Raw genomic sequence first — 24,641 nt, forward strand, 5'->3', positions numbered from 1 at the left:
CCACTTTTACAACACGTAGAGAAACTAGGGAATTCCGCCGAGAACCAAATTAATGTGACGAACGTAACTAAATTACTCGGTTGGCTATTCGACTATTTCAAGAGGTGCATAACGCAATAACAGTCTCTTTTCAGAATCTGGGAATTGCACCTTTGCCACCGTCTTATCGCCAGCACCTTCCAAAGCGAGAACAGTTCCCAAGCCAAACGCGGAATGCTTGACCGATTGCCCGACCTTGGGAATGGTGATGTCCTTATTTTGCACAACACGTTGCTTGGAGACTGGAGCAGCATTCATGCCGCGAGCCGGCGCAGATGACGAAGTGCCAGCACCCCAATGGGTTCCACGGTCATATCTGCTCGTGGCGAAATTCACCGCAGAATTACCAAAGCCGAAGCCCATGCCACCGGAACCCTCGCGTTTCCAGTCGATGAGCTGTTCTGGAATTTCTTCCAAGAACTGGCTCGCTGGGTTGTACTGAGCTTGCCCCCAAAGGCTTCGCTGTTCAGCACGCGAAAGATATAGGCGCTCACGAGCACGAGTGAGCCCCACGTAGGCCAAACGACGCTCCTCTGCCAGTTCCTTCTCGTCGGTCATTGAACGCTGATGCGGGAAGACGCCGTGTTCCATACCGGTCAGGAAGACTACTGGGAATTCCAAGCCCTTGGCAGTGTGCAGGGTCATCAAGGTGACCATGCCTTCCTGTGCAGCCATCGCAGCACCTTCGTCATCACTGGGCGCTTCCGGAATCTGGTCGGCGTCGGCGACTAATGCCACACGTTCTAAGAATCCGGCCAAACCACCTTCAGGATCATCGTTAACGAAGTCACGAACCACAGCGACTAGTTCAGCCAGGTTCTCCACCCGTGATTCATCTTGCGGATCTGTAGATAGACGCAAGATTTCGAGATAGCCGGTTTGTTCCAGTACTGCTTCAAGCGCTTCGGCTGGTCCTGATCCTTCAGCCACAGTTTGCAAATCATCCATCAAGGAAACAAAGGCTGCGGTCATCTTGATTCCGCGGGTGCCCAAACCAGGTGCTTCATCGGAACGGCGCAGCGCTTCCATAAAGGAGATGCGTTCTCGATCAGCCAAGGCGGCCACTGCGCCTTCGGCACGATCGCCGATGCCTCGCTTTGGTTCGTTGAGGATACGACGGACGTTGATGTCATCATCAGGATTCACCAAGGCACGCAGGTAGGCCAACGCATCCTTGATTTCCTTGCGGTCGTAGAACCGAGTTCCGCCGACTACGCGGTACTTCAAGTCCAAGCGCATCAGTTGCTCTTCTAGGGCGCGAGACTGCGCGTTGGTGCGATAGAAGATCGCTACGTCTCCGGGACGCACGTCGTTTTCATCGTTAAGTCGCAAGATTTCTTCGGCAATCCAGCGAGCCTCGTCGGATTCAGATTCACCGACGTACCCGGTGATCAGTTCACCGTCGCCGCTGGCGGTCCACAGTCGCTTGTCGTTGCGGTCCGGGTTGCGCTTGATAACTTCGTTGGCCGCAGAAAGGATCGTCTGGGTGGAACGATAGTTCTGTTCCAACTTGATCGTTGCGGCGCTCGGATAGTCCTTCTCAAATTCGATGATGTTTCGAATATCAGCACCACGGAAAGCATAAATTGACTGGTCGGAGTCGCCAACAACAGTCAACTCGCCGGGGGTGGTCTCCCCCTCGATTCCGGTGAGTTCACGGATTAGTGAGTACTGCGCGTGGTTGGTGTCCTGGTACTCATCAATCAGTACATGACGGAAGCGGCGGCGGTAGCTGTCAGCTAGTCGCGGGAACGCTCGGAACATGTAGACAACTTGACCAATCAAGTCATCAAAGTCCAAGGCATTAGCCGAACGCATACGGCGGGTGTATCCACGGTAAACCTCGGAAACAGCTCGCGAGAACGGATCGTTGGTGTTGATGGTCGCGGCGTAGTCCTCATCGTCGATGAGCTCATTTTTCAGCGATGAAATTTTATGAGCGATCGCCTTGGGAGTGAAACGCTTCGGATCGATTTCCAATGACTTGGCCACTAATGTGATTAGCCGTAAGGAATCGGTTGAATCGTAGATTGAGAAGTTGGACTTCAACCCAATGGCCGCGGCTTCTCGACGCAAGATACGCACGCACGAGGAGTGGAACGTGGAAATCCACATCTTTTTCGCTTTGTCTTGACCAATCAATTCCGCTGCGCGTTCACGCATTTCGGCGGCTGCTTTGTTGGTGAAGGTAATCGCCAAGATCTCATGAGGGCGCGCGCGGCCGGTAGCCAGCAAGTACGCGATTCTGTGCGTAAGCACGCGCGTCTTACCTGAACCTGCACCAGCCACAATAAGCAAGGGGCCACCGGCATAGCGTACGGCTTCCTCCTGCTGGGGATTCATGCCGACCAACAGCTCTTCTGCGGTAGGCATGTCCGGTTGTGCAGTGTCCGTAGCGAAATCATCAAAAAGAAAATCCATGATGTAGCCAGTCTACGTGGCGATTAGGACACTTTTCGGTGGCCGTTGAAAAGTGCAAGCTAGAGCACGGGCATAATGGACTGTATGGCAAAGAACGTCAAGAAAACTAAAGAGTATCGCAAACCGAGTCAGTTCAATGCTCATGATCAACAGAGAGCTACAAACCCTGCTGCAGCACGAGTGGCAAGGAACGGTTCGCAGGACAACCAGTCGAATCCGATGCTCCTGATATCCGTTGGTCTAGTTGTCTGTTTGGCCCTTTTTGTCTATTACCACCTGCTGACCATGGTGCAGATGAAAGACTTGAGCGATTCGCTGTCCATGCCAGATCAGCGAGTCTTTGGCTATACCGTCGCAGATATTGAAGCTCTGCGTTCTGTGATGAATGCTGACGCCATCGGACAGTTGAACTACCTGCACAAGACCGCAGGATTCTTGTTCCCGATGTTCACGGCCATCTTCTCGATGTTGTTGTTCATTCGTTGGATTCCCAATCGCCAAACCCGTTGGTTAGCGTGGATTGCCCCATTGGGCTTTGCACTGATAGATATCTGGGAAAACTTCGCCATTGATGCCCTGTTTACCGGTGAACTCAGCCCTGGCTTAGTGGCTCTAGCTTCCATCTTGACCACCGTTAGGTGGGCTCTACTCTTCATCACGGCAGCTCTCGTACTGGGCATCGGAGCGGTGAGGGCCAACCGTGCACTAAAGCGTAAGATCTTGGCTATCCGAGAGGGTACTGAGTAGGAACAAGGGTGAGATTTACCCTCAGCATCCTAGTAAGATAGTGTTATTGGTGTTTTCATGCCCAAGCCTCTGTAGCTCAGTTGGATAGAGCGACCCTCTCCTAAAGGGTAGGCCAGCGGTTCAATTCCGCTCAGGGGCACAAGATAAAGAGCTTTGCTACCGCAATATTGCTGGTAGCAAGGCTCTTTTCGTATCACGGCAACAGCTAAGGGCACGTTCATGATGAACGTGCCCTTAGCTGAGAATAAAGTTTGAGACTAGCGAAGCAGGAGTGCGGTCGCCTTTGGCGAAAGCGAAGCATCCATGACTACGCAGGCGCCACCGATGGCTCCTACATTGGCGCCAAGTTCGGAGGTGCGAGTTTCGATTTCGTGAACACCGCGCAGAGCGAATCGGCGTTCAACTGATTCTCGAACATCGTTTTCTACCAGCTCGCGAACCCTGCCCCACTGTGGACCGCCGAAGATGATTTCGCGAACGTCCAACGAGTTGGCTAGCTGACCTGCAACTTCAGCGACCATGGTCATGGATCCGGTAACCAATTCCTTGGCTACCTTGTTGCCTTCATGAGCCAGTTCGTAGAGTCGGTTCATACCCTCTGCACGCTGTTCCGGGCCTACGATTTCGTAGGTAGGAAGCTCCAGGCCACGTTCCTTGGCCTGGGCAGAAATGTACTCGTACGAGGTACCTGCTGCGAGGCAGTCGTCAGCACCGCATTCTTCACAAATGATCGACTTGTGCCCGGTGGAGTAGTGTCCGATTTCGCCAGCGTTGTTGCTTGCGCCGTGGTGAACATCGTTATTGAGCACTAGGCCGGCACCGAAGCCGTGACCGCAGTAAACAAATACGAAGTCGTTGTTCTTTTCTTCCTTGGACTGCCATAGCTCGCCAACGGCGGAGGCGATGGTGTCCTTTTCGATGATGACCTGCAAGCGCAAGAGCTTACGCAGCGGGTTGACCAGCTCAACATCAGCCCAACCATCAAGCAGTGGTGGGTTCAGAACGATACCCTCTTCAACGTTGACTGGACCTGGAACTGCGATGCCTACGCCAACGATGTGCTTCTTTGGAATGCGAATTTCAGCGATAAGTTCCTTGACGGTGGTGGCCATCAGCTGGATCGTCTCGTTAGCGACCTCCAAGTTAGGAACTTCGATGCGACGCTCGCGCAATACTTCACCACGAAGGTTCATCGCAACGAAGCTGAGAACGCTAGGATCAAGGTGGATACCAATGGAAACCAAGCGGTTGCCTTCAAGCTCCAAAACGGTGCGAGGCTTACCTGGGCCGGATACAATCGTGCGGTCTTCTCGGACAATTCCGTCATCCAGCAAACGACGAACGACATTTGAAATGGTCTGTGGCGAAAGGCCAGTTGAACCTGCCAGTTCCACGCGGCTAATGCCATCAGGTGCGCGTCGAATCGACTCGAGAATGACAGCCTGGTTAAAGTCACCCAGGCGGCCTAGATTTGTACCCCGTCGCATTTTTACTCCATTGTTCTGTAAAGTAGATGGATCGATCTTTCTGTTCCAGCGATCCCGGTAACAAATAGCACGTGGTCTGTATACCGCGAGTAATTTGACCGCTATGAGTTACAACTAAAAACGTTGGAGATCCAATTAAGCACGTTACCACCATTAACGTATGGATTCACGCGATATTGTGTTTTAGTGAAGAAAAATTTGACGATCTCAGCGGCATGTTTAATCAACAACCAAGGAGAAATTCTCCTCGTGCGCAAACGTGGCACTACCAAGTTCATGCAACCGGGCGGAAAACCTGAAATCGGGGAATCCCCGTTACAAACTGTCATTCGAGAAATCCGCGAGGAACTTGGAATCTCCTTCATGCCCGACGAACTCAAGTTCGACGGTGAATGGATTGGAGCGGCCGCCAATGAAGACGACACTTCCATCCGCGCCTCGCTATTTTCAGCGCACTACGACGGCAAGCTCGTACCCCTAGCAGAGCTTGAAGAACTTCTCTGGATCGCACCAAAAGACGCTTTGCTTCGCGAGGACATCGCTCCACTGCTACGTGAATTCGTATTGCCCCACGCCATTGCCAACGCCGCCGGATAACCTATTCGTCCCGGCAACCCAAAACGGGCCTTTAGCTGACCGTTTAGCTGGCTTGAAGGAACTCATCCCACGCTGCATCAATATGTTGCAGCCCAGAGACTAGGTGTCCTCCCATACGTGGTCGGTGTGGTGTGGTGCGAAGCTGCCAGCCAAGTTGCGAAAGCATCTTGTCGGCCTTGCGACTATTGCACAGCAGACAAGCTGCCACAAGATTCTCCCAAGTATTCTTCCCTCCCCTACTTCTGGGGATCACGTGATCGATAGTGTTCGCAGACTTACCGCAATAAGCGCAGGTAAAGGCGTCCCGACGCAGAACACCCCTACGCGTGACATGAAGCATGTCGCGGTAGGGGCGTCTTACATAGCGTTTGAGAACAATGACCGTGGGTCTGGGTAACTGTCCGTGGGAACTGCGAACTGGAGAATCGTCGTCCTGGAGAACAATGGTGGCTTTGTCAGCCATAACCATTACTAGGGCTCGTCTAAAAGTCACGACCGCTAAGGGTTCGTATCCTGCGTTTAATACCAGTGTTCGCATGTGTCGTACTTCCTTCTTGAACCGATTGCTACCATCTGGCATTGATGGAGCTCGCGCCCTTATCGGAGTGTCTCTACGGCTAGCCTATGCGAAGATTTAGGCGATTTGGGAGTATCTGAAGAAGAAATCAATCGTTTTTCACTTTTTTGATGTTCTACGTTCACTCTATTTAAACTAACAAAGGCCACCGGACGATTGAATCGTCCGATGGCCGTCGTAAAGCTGAATTTAGCCAGCTAGGGTGTAATAACCGTACAGTGGGTTGCGCGATACATCGTGAACCAAAGTACCAACACTTGGGTTCTGTGCACCGATCATCTTGCCACCGCCGAGGTAGATACCTACGTGGCCGCCACCGTTCTGGAATACCAAGTCGCCAGGCTTAGGGCTGCTGGTGCGCTTGAACTGACCCGAGCCAAGGATGGCCGAGGTTCCGCGAGCGATGTTGATGCCGTTCTGTGCGTAAACATACTTTACGAAGCCCGAGCAATCCCAACCGCTTGGGGTGTTGCCGCCCCAGACGTATGGAACGCCAGCGTACTTGGCTGCGGTGCCAGCGATGCCGGACAGGCCAGCAGACTGTACCGAGGTCTCAGCCTTGGTTTCGGTCTTTGCCTTAGCTTCGGTCTTCGCCTCAGCCTTTGGAGCAGCGGTTGCTGCCTTTGCGGTTCCGGTGCTACGGCTCTGACGAGTCGTTGGAGCGAACGAATCCGAAGAATCGGAAGAAGCCGAGGAAGCGCTTGCAACGGTGGTCTTTGCTGGCTTAGCAGCAGTCGACGACTCGTTGGTGCGGGTGGTTGGCTCGATGTCATCAGCAACTGCGATAACAACTGGCTCTGGCTTCTCTTCTGAAGTGAAGCTTGCACGCTTAATGCTTACTGAAGCGTCCTTGTCGGCAGCAACGCTGACCGACTTGACTGCAACGCGCTCTGGGTTGATAGTGTCAACCGGCGAAGCCGAAACGTCGCGTGGTGCGGATGCCTGGCCTGGAACACCCAGGGTTACGATCAAACCGGATGCTGCTGCAACTACGGCAGCCTGACGACCCACCGAGCCTGCGTTAGACGCTACGGCCTGGGAAATCGCCTGTAGCGAATTGGTGCGTGAAACGTCGGCGCGGCGACGTCCATGTGCATGACTCTTGGTCAAAATATTGCCTCTCCTTGATACCTACGAGGTAAGCTGTCGGGTTCGAAGTGGAGTTACCTCGGTGGATTTGAAGTTTCCTTCTCTTCCACTTCACCCCTAGGGTTATTAGCCAAAGCTAATGACCCGATGTTGGTTCCCCCGCCACTGCCGTACGAGTTGTGTATAACTGCTCATTGCGTGTTGGCAGTGCTCGGTTCTCACGCAAAGATGCCCATGGGTTCCCCATGGCACGGATATAAGCCTATAGGATGATTTTTGAAATGTCACGTTTTGATCACGAAATAGTGACGAACGTCGTTATAACCAACCTGCAGGGTCTTTGAACTGACCGTCAACGATCACTTCGAAGTGCACGTGAGGCCCGGTTGAGTTGCCGGTAGTGCCCGACAATGCGATGAGATCGCCGCGCTTCACCTTGTCTCCAACCTTGACCAAAACCTTGCTGTTGTGGCTGTAGCCGGTTTCCAAGCCCTTGCCGTGATCCAGGGTGACTCGGTTACCTGAATGACCGGCCCAACCTGCAACCTCAACAACACCATCTGCTGCGGCGTAAACCTTGGTTCCACTGCCAACACCGTAATCGGTGCCGCTGTGAATCATGAAGCCTGCGCCGGTTGGATTCTTTCGGTGCCCGAAGGTCGAAGTGATGCGCTGGCTATCTACTGGTGCATCAAGCAACCCTGCGGTTTCCTTGAGCGTGGTGACATCGCCACCCGAAGCAGTCATGATCTCAGTGAGCTTCTCTTCACTGGCGACCTTCTTATTTACTTCGGAGGACAGTGCAGCGCGTTCAACGGAAAGCTCCGTTGTGCTCTCAGGAGCCTTGACGTCGACTACAGCTGAAGTTGCGGTGCGCTGTTCGGCGGCAACTGCCTTGTCCTCTTCACCTGTGCTGCCCGAAAGCTGTGGGGCAACTACTGCCAAAGCCAAACCTGAAACCGCAGCGACTGCAGCGATTTTGTGGCTGAAGCCGGCACGAATTGGCTTACGGCTCTTGGTCTTGACGCTGGCAATGAACTCTACGTTGCTATCTGCATCAGCTGGAGCCGAGCTCGTTGCCTGAGTTTCAGTGCGCTGTGGCAATGAAACAACATTGCTCGCGGCGATCTTTGAAGCAAAGTCTTTTTGGTTGGGTGCTACACCGTAGCGCTGGTTGGAGTCGAAGCGACGACCCACAAAGTCTGCGTGCACCGGCTTAACCGGGCTGATAGCGGGAGCTGCTGTCGCAGCGCGTGATGCGCGGCGTCCATTGGGCCGCGCGGTGGCCGAAGCGGTGATCTCTGCAATCACGTCAATCTCGGTATCCGCAGCGCGACGTCGTCCCGCAGTCTTGGTTTCGACCAAAACATTCCTCTCACTGTTACGCCTACGAAGTTAGCTGTCGGGTTCGACTATGGAGAAATGCGTCGGCCTGTAAATTACAGAACTTCACCCCAAGACGTTTGCACGTCAAAATATTGGGTCCCCCGTTGTTGCCCTCAAATATTCGTGACCTTCTTCTGACGCAGGGCAACACTCGGCGGTCGCGACAGAGGCGGATGATGCACGTCAGATCGACGACACCACTAATAAACGTTACCGGGCATCGCCTAAAGTTACAATTTCGTTATCAAATTTGAGACCGAACAAACACGTGTCCGCTGACTTCAACTGGAAGCTCGAGTGCGCCTTCGATGCCCTGAACGCGGACCACTACGTAGTCGTCGGCACGTTCCAAAGTGACAATGGCACCGGGGCGAATTCCGCCTTCATTCAGTTGTCCGAGCAGAATTGGGTCCGTTTGGATCGGCTCAGCTAGACGCTCGATAGCTATCGGGCCGATGTTGCCGGCCAGCAATGCGTCATCCAAATTCTGAACGGCATGCGAGATTTCGGCCACGCTAGGGCCACCAAGTACTTCAAGACCTGGAATTGGGTTGCCATACGGGGAGACAGTTGGCTTACCCAATAGGTCGTAGAGTCGACGTTCAACACGTTCACTCATCACGTGTTCCCAGCGGCAAGCTTCGTCATGGACGTATTCCCAGTCCAAGCCGATCATGTCCGAAAGTAGACGCTCAGCCAAGCGGTGCTTGCGCATCACGCCCGTTGCTAATTCATGACCTTTATCAGTCAGCGCAAGGTGACGATCAGTAGAGACGACTACCAAACCGTCGCGCTCCATGCGGGCAACAGTCTGCGACACAGTTGGTCCTGAGTGGCCAAGACGCTCCGCAATTCGGGCACGCAAAGCCACGATCTCTTCTTCTTGAAGTTCAAGAATGGTGCGAAGATACATCTCAGTTGTATCGATAAGATCAGACACAGTAGCCGCTCCTGGAAGTCACAACAGTTAAGTTCGCTCGATTTTTACGTGGCGTCAATAGCCCACTCTACTTGGTCTATCAGACAGTGTGCGGATGTAACCCGCCGCGCAGATGTCGTAACCGACCGTCTCGCTTTTCCCTCGAGCCCCCGCAATTTGCGAAGATATCTATTGAAACGCCAAGGCCATCCTTCAATATTCCGATTCTGGGTAATGGTGGCCTATCAGGCACTTCAAACTATCGCTACAAGAGGAGCGCGATGAGCACGGACATCCAAATTCCACAAAACCTTCTGCCCGCCGATGGTCGATTCGGTGCCGGACCCTCCAAGGTTCGCGCAGAACAGGTCCAGGCCATCGTCGACGCCGGGTCCAAGTTGTTGGGAACTTCCCACCGCCAGGCACCGGTAAAGAACCTTGTAGCTTCGGTTCAGACCGGGCTCAAGGAGATGTTTAGTGCCCCTGAAGGCTATGAAGTTCTTCTCGGCGTAGGTGGTTCGACCGCATTCTGGGACGCCGCAACCTTCAGCTTGGTTCGTAACAAAGCACAGCACCTGTCTTTCGGTGAGTTTGGTTCCAAATTCGCCAAGGCCACCGACAAAGCTCCATTCTTGGCAGCTTCCTCAATCATCGTTGGCGAGCCAGGCACCGTTCCTGAGCCAGTAGCTGAAGCAGACGTTGACGTTTACGCATGGCCACAGAACGAAACTTCGACCGGTGCAGCAGCGCCGATCAAGCGCGTGGCCGGAGCCAATGAGGACGCATTGGTTGTCATTGACGCCACCAGCGCCGCGGGAGGCCTGGATGTAGACCTAGCCGAAACCGACGTTTACTACTTCGCGCCACAGAAGAACTTCGCTTCAGACGGCGGACTGTGGCTTGCTTTTGTCTCCCCTGCGGCCATCGCCCGCATCGAGGAAATCGCAGCCACCGATCGTTGGATCCCAGACTTCTTGGATCTGAAGACCGCGTTGGATAACTCGCTGAAGAACCAGACGTACAACACCCCGTCGCTAACCACGCTGGTTGGTCTTGACGCACAGATCAAGTGGATCAACTCCAATGGTGGACTGAAGTGGGCCGCGCAGCGCACCGCAGAATCCGCAGGCTTGATACAGGCTTGGGCCGAGGCATCAGAGATCGCCTCGCTTTACGTGGCCAAGGCTGAACACCGTTCGAACGTTATTTCCACCGTTGATTTTGACGACTCGGTAGATGCTTCGGCTATCGCCAAGGCGTTGCGCGCCAACGGTGTGGTTGACGTTGAGCCTTATCGAAAGCTCGGTCGCAACCAGCTGCGCATCGCAACCTTTGTTGCCATTGAGCCAAGTGACGTGGCGGCATTGCTTAAGTGCATTGACTACGTCATCGAGCAGCTCTAAGAAGCAGACAAAGAAGCGGGAGCTTCGAAGGATCGGTTTAGACCAATTCTTCGAAGCTCCCGCTTCTTTTATTAAGTGTTAGCTGTCTTTGCGCGTGCGATTACGCTGGGCAGCGCGACGGCGTGCCGCGGTGCGTTGCGCGGTCCTGCGACGACGAACCTGACGTCGAGCCGGCGACTTATGCGGCTGAAGCTCGTCATCATCCTGTTCCGCGTCATCATCAGCTGGTTCTTGATCAGCGCGTTCCTGGTCAGCTGATTCGCTGTCCGCCTGCGGCTGTGATGGCTCCTCGGAATCCGATGCCGGCACTTGCTCAGCGGACTCGCCGGCGGCTTCGGCAGCGTCTGCTGCCTTGGCCGCTTCAATTTCTTCCTTAGCCAAGCGGTCAGCCCATGGAACCCAGGCTGGGGCTAACAAAGAACCCTCACCGGCAATAATGCCAACTTCGCATACCGTGAGGTCCTTGGCCTTAGCCCGTGGAACCCGGGCGACAGTAGCGAACCAAGTCCATCCCTGATATCCCTTTTTATAGGAGACAAATCGATGGGTGACAAGTCGCTCGCCTTCGGCGGTCACCCCGAGGTATTCGCCGATTTCGGACGCGCTAGCAATCTCTGCCAGCGCGACACGAGCAGGTTCTACTGCGTCGGCGAGGATGGTGTCCAACTTAGGTTTACGGGCCATTATTTATGCGTCCAGATCGTCGGCTACCGCACGAAGTACGGTAGCAACCTTCTTGCCATATGCCTGTTCAGGATAACGCCCCTTGTGCAAGCTATTGGAAACGTTGTCGAGCAGCTTGATCAGATCCTCAATGAGGACGGCTTCAGCTTCCGGTTTTTTGCGCTTAGCGCGAGCCACTGAAGGGGCCTGTTCGAGCAACCGCAAGCTCAGTGCCTGCGGGCCACGCCGTCCGTCAGCCACACCGAACTCCAAACGAGTACCGGGGCGCAGATCATGAACGCCTTCAGGCAACGCGGCCGCGTTGACGTAAATCTCTTTGCCATCCTCTGCGGTAATAAAACCGAAGCCCTTGGCCTTTTCGTACCATTTAACCTTGCCGCTAGGCATGATCACTTACCTCGTTCGTTCTTAGCTAAGTTGCATAACCGAGCTCTGCCCTACGTTATGCATTTTCATTCGTAGGATTTCGCGGAGTCACAGCCGGGATTCTTCTTTGCTTCTTGCCGGGTACTCAACCTACGAAATCGCTTCAAGTCCTTTATCTAAGATTATGTCATCTACCGCGCACAATTCATCTTTGTGCGCTTTGGGATTGCTTTACGCGTTGCCTGTGCCTGAACGACGCTAAGCTAGAGGTTGTGAGCACTACATCCAAAACTATGACGGTCATTTCACGTTTGGCGATCATCATCGCCGTACTTTCGGCTCTCGCATTGATTGGCACGCTCGTTCTTTATTTTCAGAACATCGCTATCCCCGCTTTAGTGATGGCTTTCGCCGTATGGGGCCTTCCGCTGGCCTTTATCCTGGGCATCGTTGTTGTCATAGGCAATATCGTCAAACGACGCAACACCTAAAAAACAGAATCAGCTCTCGCTCAGCTAGCTCCCAGACTTCTTGTGCAAACTGGAGTTCATGAGTGCAAAACCGACTGAAGCAAAACTTCTTGTAGTTGACGACGAACCAAATATCCGCGAACTTCTCTCCACTTCGCTGCGCTTCGCTGGTTTCGAGGTTGTTGCCGCTGCCAATGGTCGCGAGGCACTAGCTGCCGTAGAAGCAGACGAACCAGACCTTGCAGTTCTTGATGTCATGCTTCCAGACATGGATGGTTTCACCATCACCCGCAAGCTGCGTGCCGCCGGCCGCCACTTCCCTGTTCTTTACCTCACCGCTCGTGATGACACCAGCGACAAGGTCACCGGCTTGACCGTTGGCGGCGATGACTATGTCACCAAGCCATTTAGCCTGGACGAGGTGGTCGCGCGTATCCGTGCGGTACTGCGCCGCACTTCCAACGGCGAAGAAGAAAGCGCCACCATCGTGGTTGCCGACCTTGAGCTGGATGACGACGCACATGAGGTAACTCGCGCCGGTGAGGTTATTGACCTCTCCCCTACCGAGTTCAAGCTGCTGCGCTACCTGATGATGAACCCTAACCGCGTGCTCTCCAAGTCACAGATCCTGGATCATGTGTGGGAGTACGACTTCAACGGAGACGCATCAATCGTTGAATCCTACATTTCCTACCTGCGTCGCAAGGTTGACCGCCCTGAATGGCCTGCACTGATTCAGACCAAGCGTGGCGTGGGCTACCTGATGCGCACCCCAGATCGTCGCTAGGAATTCTTCGAGTAGTAAAGAGGGCTTGTAAGGTCAGCATATGAAGTCGATCCGGGCCCATTGGCGCCGTACCTCAATGAGGACCAAGCTCGTCATCGTCATGCTCGGGCTGATGGTCTTCGCCATCGTTGCCACCGCGCTGAGCTCAGCACACACGCTGAGGATTTCGATGACCAAGCAAATCGACGTTCAGCTCAACGCTTCGTGGCCCACGATGGCCTACGGGCTTAACAAGGCCTACGTTCATTCGCTGAACGAAGACGGTACAAGCTCCGATTTTGACCCAACCTTGATGGGCCTGAATAGCTCATATGCCGACATCCGCGATGCCGATGGCACGCTGGTGTACGTGATGCCTCGATCGCGCGTTGCACCGACCAACGGCTCCGATCAACCGCTACTGGATCCACAAGAGATCCAGAAGCTTGCAGAACATCCTCTGGTGCCCTCCACCGTGCCCGGTAGCTATCGCAACTCGGCAGGGTGGCGCACCATGATGGTGCCCTTACAGAGCAGCAATCTGAACCTATTCTTGGCTCTTCCGTTGGATCATGTGAACACCACGGTGCGGCAAACCGCCGTATTGGTGCTTTCAACCGGTATGCTTGCAGCCCTCTTGATGTCCATGATCGCCTACGGGCTCACCGGCAGGTCTCTGCGACCGCTGATTAATGTGGAGCGCACCGCCTCGATGATTGCCGATGGTGATCTCTCCCAGCGTGTGAAGGACTACCCGTCAGAAACCGAAGTCGGCCGGCTCTCCCGCTCGCTGAACGCGATGCTGGCGCAAATTGAAAAGGCCTTCCTGGACCGCGAAGCCTCGGAACGCAAGATGCGCCGATTTATTCAGGACGCCTCTCATGAGTTGCGCACTCCGCTGGTGACCATTCAGGGCTACTCCGAGTTTTACCGCTACGGTGGCTTGGCTGATCCTGAGGCGATGGACTCGGCCATGGGCCGCATTGAAGCTGAATCCAAACGCATGGCCCGACTGGTCGAAGACCTGTTGATGCTGGCCCGACTTGATGAGCAGCGCCCCATGGAGAAGCAATCGGTGGACTTGCTGGTTCTTGGCCAAGATGCGGTGGAAGACACCAAGGTGAGAGCACCGGATCGAACGGTGAAGCTCGTGGGTCTAACTACCGAGCGCCCCAGCCCGGCTAGCACGCTGGGTGATGACGCACGAATCCGCCAGATCATCGCCAACCTGATCACCAACGCACTGCGCTACACCCCTGAGGGCACGCCGATTGAGATTGCCGTGGGCGTCCGGTCGTTGGTGGCTGGTGCCATGGATGCGGTGGTTGAAGTTCGCGACCATGGGCCGGGCATTCCTCCCGATGATGCCAAGCGTATCTTCGAGCGCTTCTACCGTGCCGACAGCTCCCGCCAGCGAGAAACTGGAGGCTCGGGACTAGGTCTAGCCATCGTTGCCGCGATCGTGCAGCAACATGGTGGCTCTGTGGCACTTTCCGATACTCCTGGTGGCGGTGCGACCATGTCGATTTCGATGCCGTACGTCCCCGTAGTTGAACGCCCTGAACCAGAGATCGACGACGAAAACTCAACCGGCTCATAACCTTCAGGGCTAGGTTTATCCACATTCAGCACCGCTACCGCACAGCGCAGGCAGGATCCTTTCTAGTTTGGTTGCATCGACTAACCGACACAGCCATCAAGGAAAGGATGAATTCCATGAGCACGTTCTCCACCAATACCGGTGAGATGCAGGTCAAATCGCAGGCGGTCATGAACACCATTGATCGTTTACGTCATGAAGTTTCGACGATGCAAATGAATCTAGACCAACTACAGAGCACTTGGCAGGGTTCTGCTGCCGCATCATTCCAGTCCATCGTTGTTGAATGGCGTTCCACCCATGTGCAAATTGAAGAAGCGCTGAGCAGTATTGCTGCGGCCCTGAATCATGCGTCGATGCAGTACGAGGAAGTGGAGCAGGTCAACACCTCGCTGTTCCGCTACTAGCCCTGTGGCAACAACGCGGCTGGTTGATCAGTAGGCTTAGTCCATGAGTATTCTGATCGACCCGCCGCGTTGGCCTGCGCACGGTACGCTCTTTTCCCATTTGGTTTCGGATCGCTCCCTCAAAGAGCTCCACGAATTCGCCAAAGACCAAGAAATCTCTTCTAGGGCGTTCGACAAGGACCACTACGACGTTCCTCAGGAACGTTACGCGCAGTTGGTTCAGGCAGGCGCACAAGAGGTCAGCGGTGGCCAGCTAGTGCGCACCCTGGTCTCTTCAGGATTACGCATCCCAGCCAAGTATCGTCCAGAAAAACTCGATGGTATCTTGCTACGTCGCTGGGCTCACACCCTACCCACCGAACCGCGCATGGGTAAGGAACTACTGAAAATGTGGTCCCAAGCCCATCGCTACTATCACGACCGCGTTCATCTGCTCTCTGTGCTCGAAGCCATTGACCAGCTGGCTAAGGGCAAGGTGCACAGTGAAGAACTGATGCAACTGCAGTTGGCTGCGTGGTTCCACGATGCGGTCTACGACGGCACAAGCGAAGATGAATTTAAGTCTGCGGTGCTCGCCCGTGAACTCTTGGAGGGCATACTCTCATCCGCCTCGGTTGCCCGAATCAGCGAACTGGTGATGCTCACCGCTAGCCATGATCCTGCTGAGTCTAACGTCCTGGGACGGATTCTGTGCGACGCAGATCTAGAAGTTTTGGCCCGGCCCCAGCCGGCCTATGAACGCTATGCTCAGGCGATCTATCAAGAATATGCGCACCTGCCACAAAGCGTGCTGGCTGCCGGGCGCATCAAGATTCTCTCGGCCCTGGTGTCCAAGGCTTCAATCTACGGTACGCAAGACGGACGCGAACTTTGGGAATTAGCTGCTCGTGCCAACCTGAACCGGGAATTGAATTTGCTCCACACCTGGCTCTAGCACTTGTTTTGCGCTGGTTAAGAAACTGATGGCCTGGTACCTTGTGGGTACCAGGCCATCAGCTTAGTTAATGCGCTACATCTGCAGCAGGGGGCTTATTAGAAGCCGCCCATTCCGCCCATGCCACCCATGTCATCGCCACCAGCTGGGGCAGAGCCAGCAGGTGCTGGCTTCTCTGCAACAACAGCTTCGGTGGTGAGGAACAGGCCAGCGATAGAAGCAGCGTTCTGCAGTGCCGAACGGGTTACCTTCACTGGGTCGTTGACGCCAGCTTCAAGCAGGTTCACGTACTGACCGGTTGCAGCGTTCAGGCCGTGGCCAGCAGGCAGGCCCTTGACCTTGTCGGCGACAACGCCTGGCTCCATGCCAGCGTTCAGTGCAATCTGCTTCAGTGGAGCTTCGATGCCAACACGAACGATGTTCGCGCCGGTTGCTTCGTCGCCTTCCAGCTCAAGCTTGGCGAATGCAGCAGCACCAGCCTGAATCAATGCAACGCCACCACCGGCGACGATGCCTTCTTCAACGGCTGCCTTTGCGTTACGCACGGCGTCTTCGATGCGGTGCTTGCGCTCCTTGAGCTCAACCTCGGTTGCAGCGCCGGCCTTCAGCACAGCAACACCGCCGGAGAGCTTTGCGTGGCGCTCCTGCAGCTTCTCGCGGTCGTAGTCCGAGTCGGTGTTCTTGATCTCGGCTGCGATCTGAGCCTTGCGGCCTTCGATTGCGTCGGCTTCGCCGCCACCTTCAACAATGGTGGTCTCGTCCTTGGTGATAACGACCTTGCGGGCGGTACCTAGAACTTCGAGGCCTACGTTATCTAGGGACAGGCCGATTTCTTCGGAAACAACCTGGCCACCGGTAAGCAGTGCGATGTCGGTGAGCATTGCCTTGCGGCGGTCACCGAAGCCTGGAGCCTTAACAGCAACAGACTTGAACAGGCCACGGATCTTGTTCAAGATCAGGGTAGCCAGCGCTTCGCCTTCAACGTCTTCGGCGATGATCAGCAGCGACTTGTTCGACTGCATGACCTTCTCCAGCAGGGTCACCATGTCCTTAACCGAGGAGATCTTGGAGTTCACGATGAGGATGTATGGATCCTCAAGAACGGTCTCCTGGCGCTCGGTGTCGGTGACGAAGTAAGCCGAGATGTAGCCCTTGTCAAAGCGCATACCCTCTGCCAACTCCAGCTCCAGGCCGAAGGTGTTGGATTCTTCAACGGTGATAACGCCCTGCTCGCCGACCTTGTCGAGAGCTTCAGCGATCAGGCCACCGATTTCGGTGTCGCCTGCGGAGATCGAAGCGGTAGCAGCGATCTGCTCCTTGGACTCGATCTTCTTAGCAGCAGCAAACAGCTCAGCGGTGACGGCTTCTACAGCCTTGTCGATACCGCGGCGCAGTGCGATTGGGTCAGCGCCTGCAGCAACGTTGCGCAGACCTTCCTTGACCAGTGCCTGAGCAAGTACGGTTGCGGTGGTGGTACCGTCACCGGCAACATCGTCAGTCTTCTTGGCAACTTCCTTGACCAGCTCTGCGCCGATCTTCTCGTAAGGATCTTCGAGATCGATTTCCTTAGCGATGGACACACCGTCGTTGGTGATAGTAGGGGCGCCCCACTTCTTTTCCAATACGACGTTGCGGCCGCGTGGGCCGAGGGTTACCTTTACCGCGTCAGCGAGGGTGTTCAGTCCGCGCTCGAGTCCGCGGCGTGCTTCCTCGTCAAATGCAATCATCTTGGCCATAGTGGCTTTCGGTCCTTTCGGGACGATTTTGCGAAAATGCAACCGACAGACAGCGCCCGCGACGGACGAGTTCTCCGGTGCGGCATCTGGCCAGCGACCGTTTCAGCTCTCGCTATCTGAGGTATTCTCAGCACCCTGCCCGTACTTGGCTAGACCGCGGCTTCAAAATTCCAATAGGAACGCAAAAGCCGACCGGCGTTAGCAGTCGCAACGCAAGAGTGCTAATACAAATATTGGCACTCTCGCATGGCGAGTGCAAGCCGATCGGCTCTGAGCGAATTGAATTGTTACTGAATTATTTGTTCAGTTCCAGCGGGTCATCGGATCCGATGACCACAGTGACTCGATTAGGGACGTTCTCGGTCTGCAAAACATCGTCAATATTTAGGGCTTCGGCCGCTTTTTCTGCGGTGATCCGTTCGGCCTCTGACATGTAATAAACCGTCGAAGTCTCGGCAGGCTTGTTCCAGTTGTCGGTCACGATGTTGGTGAAGCCGGCTTCAGTCACGGCTTCTTTGCCAGCACTGGCTACCCCAGCAACACTGGCGGCGTTGTAAACACCGATGCGTTGATCAAACAGGACATCTGCGTCATCAATGGTGCTGGACTCAGAAGCGGATTCGCTGGCGCTTGGCTCCTGCGATTCATTTTCATCGGTGGGCGAAGTGCTTTCGCTTCCACCGGCTCCGGCGATGCTGTCCTTGAGTTGCGGAGCAAAGACAAAGGACGCAGCACCGATGATCAGCACGATCACGGCAGCCAACACTACCCACAGCAACTTGCCACCGGTCGACTTTGAGGTAGCAGACTGCGCCCATCCGTGTGCGTGGTGTGAACCCACACGGGTGTTGAACTCCGGTACGCGATCAAATTCGTCACGCGGGTAGTTGGTCATTCTTGTCCTTGCTCGAGGTCTAACTGGTCACGGCAGGCTGGGTTATCTCCCCGAGCCGACCTTACCGCCCACACGACGTTTTGTTGAACGTGTTCTGCGTAGTCGCTTTACCAGCATCGGGTCGTAGGCCATGGCCGCATCCGTTTCTATCAGCTGGTTCAGCAGCTGATAGTAGTTGGTTGGAGACATAGAAAACTGCTTGGTGATCGCTTGTTCCTTGGCTCCCGCATACTTCCACCACAACTTTTCCAAGCTCAGGATCTGTTGTGAACGCTCATCAAGTTCCGAGTCTGGATTCATTACAAAATCTGCCAATAACTCGTTCTCTGCCATGCGTTCTCACCTCGGTCCTCAGCTCAGTTTTTATGTGTCTCGGCCATGCTTGTACTCCACCGTTGGTAGACATACCACCGATATTCTAACCAATCAGCATGCCTATCGCCGTGTGGCCGGGCACAGGCACGCCAGAAAAACGGCACAATTGCACCTATGGATGAAATGCAACAAGCCCTTTTTGACGCTCCACGGCCCCCGCAGGCTGCGGTGTATGCCCCGGGTGATTTCCCCTTTTTCCACGGAGCTCAATCCATGTCAGATCAGGGTTTCATCGCCACTGATTGGGTAGTACCGCTATCGGCTACGGACAATATTCTTCGTGATCTAGCCATCAAATTGGCCGAACGCTCCGCTCAGGGCGAAGTGATCCTGCCCGAGCCTAAGGTGATGTTTCGCGCACTGGCATTGCCATTGGCCGAAGTCAAAGTCCTGATTATTGGCCAAGATCCGTACCCCACACCGGGGCACCCCAATGGTCTGGCCTTCGCAGCCAATAAGCCGGTCCGCCCATTGCCCCGTTCGCTGGGCAACATCTATAAGGAACTTCAGGCTGATCTTGGTATCGCTCCGGTCGCTCATCCGGACCTAAGCGCCTGGCAGTCCCAGGGCGTACTGCTGCTAAATCAGGTCCTGTCAGTGTCCGCAGGCCAGGCTGGGGCGCACCAGAAACTCGGTTGGGCTCCGGTTATTGAGGCGATCTTGGCAGCCCTGAACGAACGAGCGAATCCTCCGGTGGCAATTCTGTGGGGCAACCACGCGCAGAAGCTCTCCCCGTCGCTATCCAACGTTCCCCAACTGCGTAGCGCCCATCCCTCACCGTTGTCCGCCTCGCGAGGATTCTTTGGCTCAAAACCGTTTTCAGAAACCAATCGGCTCCTATCCCTTCAGGGACAGAAGCCGATTAATTGGTCGTTGCCGGTAGCTTAGCGTCGACGGATTCGCCGACGCTCACGACGAGCGTTCGAAGTCAGTGGGCGACATAGCGTTTCGCCAAAGACGACGCCTCCGGCGATGGAAAGCATGATGGCCATGGCGTTGAACATTTCAACCAGGCCGGTGGACATGTCATCAACGTTGATCACGATGCCGTACATGGCACGGAAAATCATCAGACCTGGAAGCAGGAACATTACCGCTGGGGCCGCAAGAACTAGCTGCGGAGTACGCAGCTTGTCCGCGGCAAAACGTGCAGCAAAGCCGACCACCGTGGCCACGAGTGCTGGAACCGCACGATCTCCAAGCCCCATGCTCTCAGCCAACATCTGGACCAGATAACCGCCGATAGCAATACCGGCAGTCGGCAAAAGCAAACGCACAGCGCTCTGTTCAGAAATTGCACCGGCCACAATGGCCACCGCAACGAGCAGCAGCAATAACCAGGCCGGATACTCGGTGGTGACAATTTGGTGTACGTCAACCTCTTCGCCGCCGAGCAGATCCGAAACAACCAACGCCGCAGCAATTCCGCTAAGAATCGCGCCGTAGGTCAAACTTGCTGAGAACAATCGCCCTACAGCGGTCACCGGGAACCCATTGATGGCATCTTGCAGTGCCGAGACAAACCGTCCGGAAGGAAGCAAGAGCAGGATGCCTCCTGAGACCACGAGCGCGGGGTCCAACGGCGCATGAAGCTGATACCCGATCAACGCGATTCCGGTAATCACCATGGTTGAGGTTGCGATGGTGAAGAACTCCGGAACCCGCCAACGCGAGCCATAACGACCGATCTGGGTGACCACACTCGATGACACGATAGCCACCAACGCGCCAGCCCACGAGCCGCCGATAAAAAGCACAAATGCTGCCGCGAACAGCGCGCGTCCGCCAGCCACGATCCAGCGTGGGAACGGTTTTGGGCGACGGGTAATTTCCTTCAGCCTTTTGGCCGAGGCACTACGCGATACGCCGCCAGCAATGATGTCCGAGACCAGCTCGTGGACCAAGACCAAGCCTGCATAATTGGACGTATATGAACGTACTACGCGCAGCACCGAGTAACTTTCGGCGTCTGGTGGGCTGTAGTTCAGATGCAGCGACTGGTTGGTGATGTCAACGTCTAGGTGGCTCAGGCCCAGGGCAGCGGTGACCGCGATGATGCTGGTCTCCACTTCCAAGGCACCGGCACCATAACGAATCAGGGTCTCCCCGAGGTCCAGTGCAAACTCCATGGTGCGCCGAGAAGAGGCATCCTGCTGGTCGTTGACCTTTGGATTGGCATAGGGCGTACCCTGCAGGCGTTCAACAATGTTCAGCGCCTGAGTTGGAGGTGTGTCCGAAATCCACATTTTAGCCAGCAACCGACGTGCCACAGGGTTGGCACGGGTAGGCATCAAGGTAATGCCGTCGTCGGTAGTGTGCACCTGACCGGTGCGCCACTCAATATCTGAAGCGGCAGCTGCCGAAACGCTGGCACTAACCGCCGTATTTAGCGGTAGTTCAGAAGCGGTGGGCTGTTCTTCGATAGGCTCATCCGGGTGGAATCCCAGGTTGATTTCACTGGTGGATATCCGTGGCAACGCAGTCGCCGATGGCGCTGGATCATCACCCATCTGCCCTGACGGTACGCCGTGCTCTTCGTCAGATCGATGCGCCACTAATCTTGCCCCCTCAGCCTAAGATTTCCCATGCAATTTACGATACAACCGATGGGCAATAAGTTGTGCCGAACGGGCATAAATCACTAGGTAGCGCCGAACACATTTTGCACTGTTTTTTAGCTGCGGAATATCCCCGGTCGCGCGGTGGTTGAGAGACAATGAACTTAGATGTGTTTGCATGCAATTTGAAAGGTACTCATGAGCGACAACCTGCTCTTGCCGGAGATCGGCGTCGAAACTTTTGGTGACATTACTCAGGACGCCGAAGGCAACCTGCTCAGCCACGCACAGGTCATCCGCAATGTCATTGCTGAAGGACAAGCAGCTGAGGCCGCCAACCTAGACTTCTTCGGCGTTGGCGAACACCACCGTGACGACTACGCGGTTTCCTCACCAGAAATCGTCCTGGCCGCACTGGCCAGCACCACCGAACGGATCAAGCTAGGAACCGCGGTGACCGTACTTTCCAGCGATGACCCGGTCAGAGTTTATGAACGTTTTGCCACCCTTGATGCCATTTCCAATTCACGCAGCGAGCTCATTGCCGGACGCGGTTCCTTTGTTGAATCCTTCCCACTGTTTGGGCTGAACCTCGACGACTACGAGAAGCTCTTCGAAGAGAAGCTGGATCTCATGGCCAAATTGCGCCACGGCAACCCAGTGGTTTGGCATGGCCAACATCGCGCCGCTCTGCGCAATACTCAGGTCTACCCACTGTTGGAAGATAAGCCTCTGACTACCTGGGTTGGTGTGGGTGGCTCTCCACAATCGGTGGTTCGAGCCGCACGCCATGGCCTACCGCTATTCTTGGCAATCATCGGTGGACAGCCTGCGGCATTTACCGGGCTGGTTGATCTGTACCATCGTGCGCTAAAGGAATACGGCCATAGCGAGCAACCAGTGGCGGCACATTTCCACGGACTTGTTGCCGACAGTGATGAAGAAGCACTTGAAACACTCTGGCCGCATTACCAGCGCACCATGAACCGCTTGGGCTCCGAGCGCGGATGGCCACCGGCAAGCAAGATGACCCTCCAGGCAGCGATGGGCCCACGTGGTGCCATGATGGCCGGAAGCGGAGAAACCGTGGCCGCAAAGATCGCCTCGGCAACAAAACTTCTGGGACTCTCGCGCGCAGACATTAAGTACTCCGCCGGCACCTTGCCGCATGAAACGATGATGCACAGCATCAAGCTCCTGGGCCAAGAAGTAAAACCACGGGTTCATGAATTACTGAGCGCCTAATCCCGGGCCTCGCCACCAACTGCTAGAACAGCAAAAAAGCCACCGTCACCGGTGGCTTTTTTCGTGGATCTTACTGGACTCGAACCAGCGACCTTTCGCGTGTGAGGCGAACGCTCTAACCAACTGAGCTAAAGATCCATATTGCGCTCTGACCACGGGGTCAAGCACCTCAACGATCTTAGCCTTTTCATACCCCTGCACCAAATCGCGCACCAACACCGGGCGCCAATCACAAGCTACGAAGCACAGCAAAAACACTCATCAGATCGTTTCTTTTCTCTTCACCAAAAAAGTACCAAAAAGCACTTGTGAACGGCACAGTTCAGACCGCATAATTTTCCTAGCTCATCGAGCGCAAACTGGACCCCACAGGGAAGTTGCCGGAAGCCACCGGCGTCGGTCCTATCAAGGCCAACGAATCGGCACAGCGGTTACTGACCGCTGAGCCAAAGCCTTCTTTTCGTTCGTTCTTTTCTTCTAGGACCACACCCAGTGTTTGAAAATCTGAACTTCTCTTTGTCACCGTTGCGCCTCGATTCGGCGCAACTCGCCGAGCTGGCACTGCTGTACCCGGTCATTGACCAGCGCTGGCAACAGAAATTTGATCGTCTGGAACTACTGGTTACCGTGCGCGATCAAGGCACCTTGATCGCTGCAGGGTTAGTTCACGACTCCATCCTGGCTCCCACCGAGGTCATGGACGCGGTAGAGCTCGGCTGTATGGCAGTGCGGCCCGAATACCGTCGCAGAGGAATTCGCCAGCATGTCACCAACCTGCGTCTTGAATTTGCGGTGCGTTCTGGGAAAACGCCCATCAGTGTCATCGATGCGCAGAACCCGGCTTCGTGGGCCTTTTATGAGCGTTCCGACTTATGGGAACGCGAGCGTAGTTTTGAGCAAGACGGCCGACTGAAATTCATCTACCGGGCACCGCAAGCTGCGCGCGGGTGGGTGGACTCTTTGCCTCAGGCCGCCGAGCGTGAGGCACGTATTCTCAGCTACACCCCGAGGCCTAGAACAGTGCGTCTTGTTGCTCATCCACCCATTCGTGCCCTGGTAGCGGAGCCACTTCACCCGCTCGGCGAGCGCGAGCTGCTTCATGCAGGTCGATGGGTGTAACTTTGAGTACCGCGTCCACCATGGCGTTCAGGAACTGTGGTGCTGCAATGTCTTGGGGCACCGCCGGGTGCACACAACGAACTTCGGGGTCTTGTGCCTCATCGTCCCAGTCCACCAGCAACAAGCCGGTGGCGGTGTACCCAAAGCCGTCGCCAAAGTCGCGCAGCTTTCGAATCATATCCACGGTTCGACGGAAGGCTGCCGGTTCACTTTCGAGGATGGTTGCCCGTTGCACAAAGAAGAACCCTACAGCCGCCAACGGATAACGGGCCCGTAGATTCGCAGCGTCACCATAGGCTTCCTCATACCGGTTAGATAGGTTCTTGCCGAAGGAGGAGGTCATGGCCTTGGTGCTCAGCAGCAGTTCCGGTCCGGTGGACCAATGGGTCATCACCACGTCGGTCTGCTTCATATAGGCGCGACCTAAAATTCTCGCGTCGGTACTTCCGGCTTTGCCGTTCATGATCGATTCGTGGACTTCATCGGCTAGGCGTTCAGGCAGCTTGCGAAGTAGGTCCAAGATATCGCTGGAGAGGACTCGTGGTGCTTCGGGCCGCGGCCAGACGAGGTCCGCGTCAAATCCGGCGCGACGTAATTCATGCGCCAACCAGGCGTCAACGCCTTGGGCGAAGCGGCCCGAACGGGTTACCGCTTTGGTCCGTACCGGAATGCTCAAAAGCTTTTCAAGTACGGCGTAGGACGGGTTGAATTCTTCGGTGACTGCCCCGTTATTCAACCACGGTGAATCTTTTGCCGCCGACATCAGCGTTGTATCAAACTCCGCAAATGCCAGGGTCTTTTCGACCGTCGGATTAGCCACG

General features: G+C 55.2%; 24 protein-coding genes, 2 tRNA genes and 2 riboswitches. Of the genes, 12 read left to right on the forward strand and 14 right to left on the reverse strand.

Annotation, left to right across the window (positions count from 1 at the left end):
* Window positions 1-84: 84 nt before the first annotated feature.
* Window positions 85-2,460, reverse strand: coding sequence for a DNA helicase PcrA (gene pcrA / locus EYR88_RS13765; RefSeq protein WP_131090321.1), 2,376 nt, complete (start codon window positions 2,458-2,460; stop codon window positions 85-87).
* Between the two features lie 84 nt (window positions 2,461-2,544).
* On the opposite strand from pcrA, the gene EYR88_RS13770 reads away from it, so the two are divergent.
* Both EYR88_RS13770 and EYR88_RS13775 read left to right on the forward strand, forming a co-directional pair.
* Window positions 2,545-3,207: a hypothetical protein gene (locus tag EYR88_RS13770; protein WP_131090322.1), complete on the forward strand. Its 663-nt coding sequence runs from the start codon at window positions 2,545-2,547 to the stop codon at window positions 3,205-3,207.
* A gap of 65 nt (window positions 3,208-3,272) precedes the next feature.
* A tRNA-Arg gene (locus EYR88_RS13775) sits at window positions 3,273-3,346 on the forward strand.
* A 118-nt stretch (window positions 3,347-3,464) separates the two neighbouring features.
* On the opposite strand, the gene EYR88_RS13780 is transcribed toward EYR88_RS13775, so the two are convergent.
* Entirely contained in the window at window positions 3,465-4,694 is a 1,230-nt protein-coding gene (locus tag EYR88_RS13780) for an ROK family transcriptional regulator (RefSeq protein WP_131090323.1), read from the reverse strand.
* Between the two features lie 186 nt (window positions 4,695-4,880).
* On the opposite strand from EYR88_RS13780, the gene EYR88_RS13785 reads away from it, so the two are divergent.
* Window positions 4,881-5,291, forward strand: a complete 411-nt coding sequence (locus EYR88_RS13785; RefSeq protein ID WP_131090324.1) for an NUDIX domain-containing protein — start codon at window positions 4,881-4,883, stop codon at window positions 5,289-5,291.
* 43 nt (window positions 5,292-5,334) lie between these two features.
* On the opposite strand, the gene EYR88_RS13790 is transcribed toward EYR88_RS13785, so the two are convergent.
* The 4 genes from EYR88_RS13790 to EYR88_RS13805 all read right to left on the reverse strand — a co-directional run bounded on the left by EYR88_RS13790 (window position 5,335) and on the right by EYR88_RS13805 (window position 9,283).
* Window positions 5,335-5,829, reverse strand: coding sequence for an HNH endonuclease (locus tag EYR88_RS13790; protein WP_131090325.1), 495 nt, complete (start codon window positions 5,827-5,829; stop codon window positions 5,335-5,337).
* A gap of 228 nt (window positions 5,830-6,057) precedes the next feature.
* Window positions 6,058-6,978: a C40 family peptidase gene (locus tag EYR88_RS13795; RefSeq protein ID WP_131090326.1), complete on the reverse strand. Its 921-nt coding sequence runs from the start codon at window positions 6,976-6,978 to the stop codon at window positions 6,058-6,060.
* A 3-nt stretch (window positions 6,979-6,981) separates the two neighbouring features.
* Window positions 6,982-7,151: riboswitch (cyclic di-AMP (ydaO/yuaA leader) on the reverse strand.
* Between the two features lie 124 nt (window positions 7,152-7,275).
* On the reverse strand, window positions 7,276-8,322 hold the full coding sequence (locus EYR88_RS16295; RefSeq protein ID WP_242632589.1) for a M23 family metallopeptidase: 1,047 nt from the start codon (window positions 8,320-8,322) through the stop codon (window positions 7,276-7,278).
* A gap of 4 nt (window positions 8,323-8,326) precedes the next feature.
* A riboswitch (cyclic di-AMP (ydaO/yuaA leader) is annotated at window positions 8,327-8,480 on the reverse strand.
* Window positions 8,481-8,587: 107 nt separating this feature from the next.
* Window positions 8,588-9,283, reverse strand: coding sequence for a metal-dependent transcriptional regulator (locus EYR88_RS13805; RefSeq protein WP_131090327.1), 696 nt, complete (start codon window positions 9,281-9,283; stop codon window positions 8,588-8,590).
* Between the two features lie 260 nt (window positions 9,284-9,543).
* Between EYR88_RS13805 and serC the strand changes: the two genes are divergently transcribed.
* On the forward strand, window positions 9,544-10,665 hold the full coding sequence (gene serC / locus EYR88_RS13810) for a phosphoserine transaminase (protein WP_131090328.1): 1,122 nt from the start codon (window positions 9,544-9,546) through the stop codon (window positions 10,663-10,665).
* 78 nt (window positions 10,666-10,743) lie between these two features.
* Here the strand turns inward: serC and EYR88_RS13815 are convergent, their stop codons facing one another.
* Entirely contained in the window at window positions 10,744-11,349 is a 606-nt protein-coding gene (locus tag EYR88_RS13815) for a DUF3027 domain-containing protein (RefSeq protein WP_131090329.1), read from the reverse strand.
* Window positions 11,350-11,352: 3 nt separating this feature from the next.
* Entirely contained in the window at window positions 11,353-11,736 is a 384-nt protein-coding gene (locus EYR88_RS13820) for a cold shock domain-containing protein (protein ID WP_131090330.1), read from the reverse strand.
* Between the two features lie 251 nt (window positions 11,737-11,987).
* Here EYR88_RS13820 and EYR88_RS13825 point away from each other — a divergent pair, with 251 nt between their 5' ends.
* From EYR88_RS13825 to EYR88_RS13845, 5 genes are all read left to right on the forward strand, one after another.
* The gene (locus EYR88_RS13825) at window positions 11,988-12,206 is read left to right on the forward strand and encodes a hypothetical protein (protein ID WP_131090331.1); all 219 of its coding nucleotides are present in this window, start codon (window positions 11,988-11,990) and stop codon (window positions 12,204-12,206) included.
* 58 nt (window positions 12,207-12,264) lie between these two features.
* Window positions 12,265-12,972 carry a response regulator transcription factor gene (locus EYR88_RS13830; protein WP_131090332.1) on the forward strand — a complete coding sequence of 236 codons (708 nt, stop codon included), beginning with the start codon at window positions 12,265-12,267 and terminating at the stop codon, window positions 12,970-12,972.
* Window positions 12,973-13,048: 76 nt separating this feature from the next.
* Window positions 13,049-14,551 (forward strand): HAMP domain-containing sensor histidine kinase, encoded by a 1,503-nt coding sequence (locus EYR88_RS13835; protein WP_242632590.1) that lies wholly within the window; start codon window positions 13,049-13,051, stop codon window positions 14,549-14,551.
* Between the two features lie 116 nt (window positions 14,552-14,667).
* Entirely contained in the window at window positions 14,668-14,958 is a 291-nt protein-coding gene (locus EYR88_RS13840; protein WP_131090334.1) for a WXG100 family type VII secretion target, read from the forward strand.
* A gap of 43 nt (window positions 14,959-15,001) precedes the next feature.
* A complete protein-coding gene (locus EYR88_RS13845; protein ID WP_131090335.1) occupies window positions 15,002-15,892 on the forward strand; it encodes a DUF4031 domain-containing protein in 891 nt (296 codons plus the stop codon).
* A 98-nt stretch (window positions 15,893-15,990) separates the two neighbouring features.
* On the opposite strand, the gene groL is transcribed toward EYR88_RS13845, so the two are convergent.
* The 3 genes from groL to EYR88_RS13860 form a co-directional block, all read right to left on the reverse strand.
* Window positions 15,991-17,628: a chaperonin GroEL gene (gene groL, locus EYR88_RS13850; RefSeq protein WP_131090336.1), complete on the reverse strand. Its 1,638-nt coding sequence runs from the start codon at window positions 17,626-17,628 to the stop codon at window positions 15,991-15,993.
* Window positions 17,629-17,923: 295 nt separating this feature from the next.
* Window positions 17,924-18,523 carry a LytR C-terminal domain-containing protein gene (locus tag EYR88_RS13855; RefSeq protein ID WP_131090337.1) on the reverse strand — a complete coding sequence of 200 codons (600 nt, stop codon included), beginning with the start codon at window positions 18,521-18,523 and terminating at the stop codon, window positions 17,924-17,926.
* 42 nt (window positions 18,524-18,565) lie between these two features.
* Window positions 18,566-18,856 (reverse strand): DUF3263 domain-containing protein, encoded by a 291-nt coding sequence (locus tag EYR88_RS13860; RefSeq protein ID WP_131090338.1) that lies wholly within the window; start codon window positions 18,854-18,856, stop codon window positions 18,566-18,568.
* Window positions 18,857-19,012: 156 nt separating this feature from the next.
* On the opposite strand from EYR88_RS13860, the gene EYR88_RS13865 reads away from it, so the two are divergent.
* The gene (locus EYR88_RS13865; RefSeq protein ID WP_242632591.1) at window positions 19,013-19,786 is read left to right on the forward strand and encodes a uracil-DNA glycosylase; all 774 of its coding nucleotides are present in this window, start codon (window positions 19,013-19,015) and stop codon (window positions 19,784-19,786) included.
* On the opposite strand, the gene EYR88_RS13870 is transcribed toward EYR88_RS13865, so the two are convergent.
* Window positions 19,783-21,453 carry a threonine/serine exporter family protein gene (locus EYR88_RS13870; RefSeq protein WP_131090339.1) on the reverse strand — a complete coding sequence of 557 codons (1,671 nt, stop codon included), beginning with the start codon at window positions 21,451-21,453 and terminating at the stop codon, window positions 19,783-19,785. The genes EYR88_RS13865 and EYR88_RS13870 overlap by 4 nt on opposite strands.
* Before the next feature lie 201 nt (window positions 21,454-21,654).
* Here EYR88_RS13870 and EYR88_RS13875 point away from each other — a divergent pair, with 201 nt between their 5' ends.
* The gene (locus EYR88_RS13875) at window positions 21,655-22,701 is read left to right on the forward strand and encodes an LLM class flavin-dependent oxidoreductase (protein ID WP_131090340.1); all 1,047 of its coding nucleotides are present in this window, start codon (window positions 21,655-21,657) and stop codon (window positions 22,699-22,701) included.
* Between the two features lie 64 nt (window positions 22,702-22,765).
* Here the strand turns inward: EYR88_RS13875 and EYR88_RS13880 are convergent.
* Window positions 22,766-22,839: transfer RNA gene (locus EYR88_RS13880), tRNA-Val, on the reverse strand.
* 354 nt (window positions 22,840-23,193) lie between these two features.
* Between EYR88_RS13880 and EYR88_RS13885 the strand changes: the two genes are divergently transcribed.
* Window positions 23,194-23,820, forward strand: coding sequence for a GNAT family N-acetyltransferase (locus tag EYR88_RS13885; RefSeq protein ID WP_165477377.1), 627 nt, complete (start codon window positions 23,194-23,196; stop codon window positions 23,818-23,820).
* On the opposite strand, the gene EYR88_RS13890 is transcribed toward EYR88_RS13885, so the two are convergent.
* Entirely contained in the window at window positions 23,714-24,640 is a 927-nt protein-coding gene (locus EYR88_RS13890) for a hypothetical protein (RefSeq protein WP_242632592.1), read from the reverse strand. The two genes, EYR88_RS13885 and EYR88_RS13890, sit on opposite strands and share 107 nt — an antisense overlap.
* Window position 24,641 lies beyond the last annotated feature (1 nt).

It is taken from the genome of Arthrobacter sp. S41, from assembly GCF_004320535.1.
Classification (GTDB): domain Bacteria; phylum Actinomycetota; class Actinomycetes; order Actinomycetales; family Micrococcaceae; genus Glutamicibacter.

What these genes read in the sequence shown, in the direction of transcription:
- pcrA (WP_131090321.1), bottom strand. Translation starts at nt 2,460, where the DNA reads ATGGATTTTCTTTTTGATGATTTCGCTACGGACACTGCACAACCGGAC.
- EYR88_RS13770 (WP_131090322.1), top strand. Translation starts at nt 2,545, where the DNA reads ATGGCAAAGAACGTCAAGAAAACTAAAGAGTATCGCAAACCGAGTCAG.
- EYR88_RS13780 (WP_131090323.1), bottom strand. Translation starts at nt 4,694, where the DNA reads ATGCGACGGGGTACAAATCTAGGCCGCCTGGGTGACTTTAACCAGGCT.
- EYR88_RS13790 (WP_131090325.1), bottom strand. Translation starts at nt 5,829, where the DNA reads ATGCGAACACTGGTATTAAACGCAGGATACGAACCCTTAGCGGTCGTG.
- serC (WP_131090328.1), top strand. Translation starts at nt 9,544, where the DNA reads ATGAGCACGGACATCCAAATTCCACAAAACCTTCTGCCCGCCGATGGT.
- EYR88_RS13815 (WP_131090329.1), bottom strand. Translation starts at nt 11,349, where the DNA reads ATGGCCCGTAAACCTAAGTTGGACACCATCCTCGCCGACGCAGTAGAA.
- EYR88_RS13820 (WP_131090330.1), bottom strand. Translation starts at nt 11,736, where the DNA reads ATGCCTAGCGGCAAGGTTAAATGGTACGAAAAGGCCAAGGGCTTCGGT.
- EYR88_RS13830 (WP_131090332.1), top strand. Translation starts at nt 12,265, where the DNA reads ATGAGTGCAAAACCGACTGAAGCAAAACTTCTTGTAGTTGACGACGAA.
- EYR88_RS13835 (WP_242632590.1), top strand. Translation starts at nt 13,049, where the DNA reads ATGAGGACCAAGCTCGTCATCGTCATGCTCGGGCTGATGGTCTTCGCC.
- EYR88_RS13840 (WP_131090334.1), top strand. Translation starts at nt 14,668, where the DNA reads ATGAGCACGTTCTCCACCAATACCGGTGAGATGCAGGTCAAATCGCAG.
- EYR88_RS13845 (WP_131090335.1), top strand. Translation starts at nt 15,002, where the DNA reads ATGAGTATTCTGATCGACCCGCCGCGTTGGCCTGCGCACGGTACGCTC.
- groL (WP_131090336.1), bottom strand. Translation starts at nt 17,628, where the DNA reads ATGGCCAAGATGATTGCATTTGACGAGGAAGCACGCCGCGGACTCGAG.
- EYR88_RS13855 (WP_131090337.1), bottom strand. Translation starts at nt 18,523, where the DNA reads ATGACCAACTACCCGCGTGACGAATTTGATCGCGTACCGGAGTTCAAC.
- EYR88_RS13860 (WP_131090338.1), bottom strand. Translation starts at nt 18,856, where the DNA reads ATGGCAGAGAACGAGTTATTGGCAGATTTTGTAATGAATCCAGACTCG.
- EYR88_RS13865 (WP_242632591.1), top strand. Translation starts at nt 19,013, where the DNA reads ATGGATGAAATGCAACAAGCCCTTTTTGACGCTCCACGGCCCCCGCAG.
- EYR88_RS13875 (WP_131090340.1), top strand. Translation starts at nt 21,655, where the DNA reads ATGAGCGACAACCTGCTCTTGCCGGAGATCGGCGTCGAAACTTTTGGT.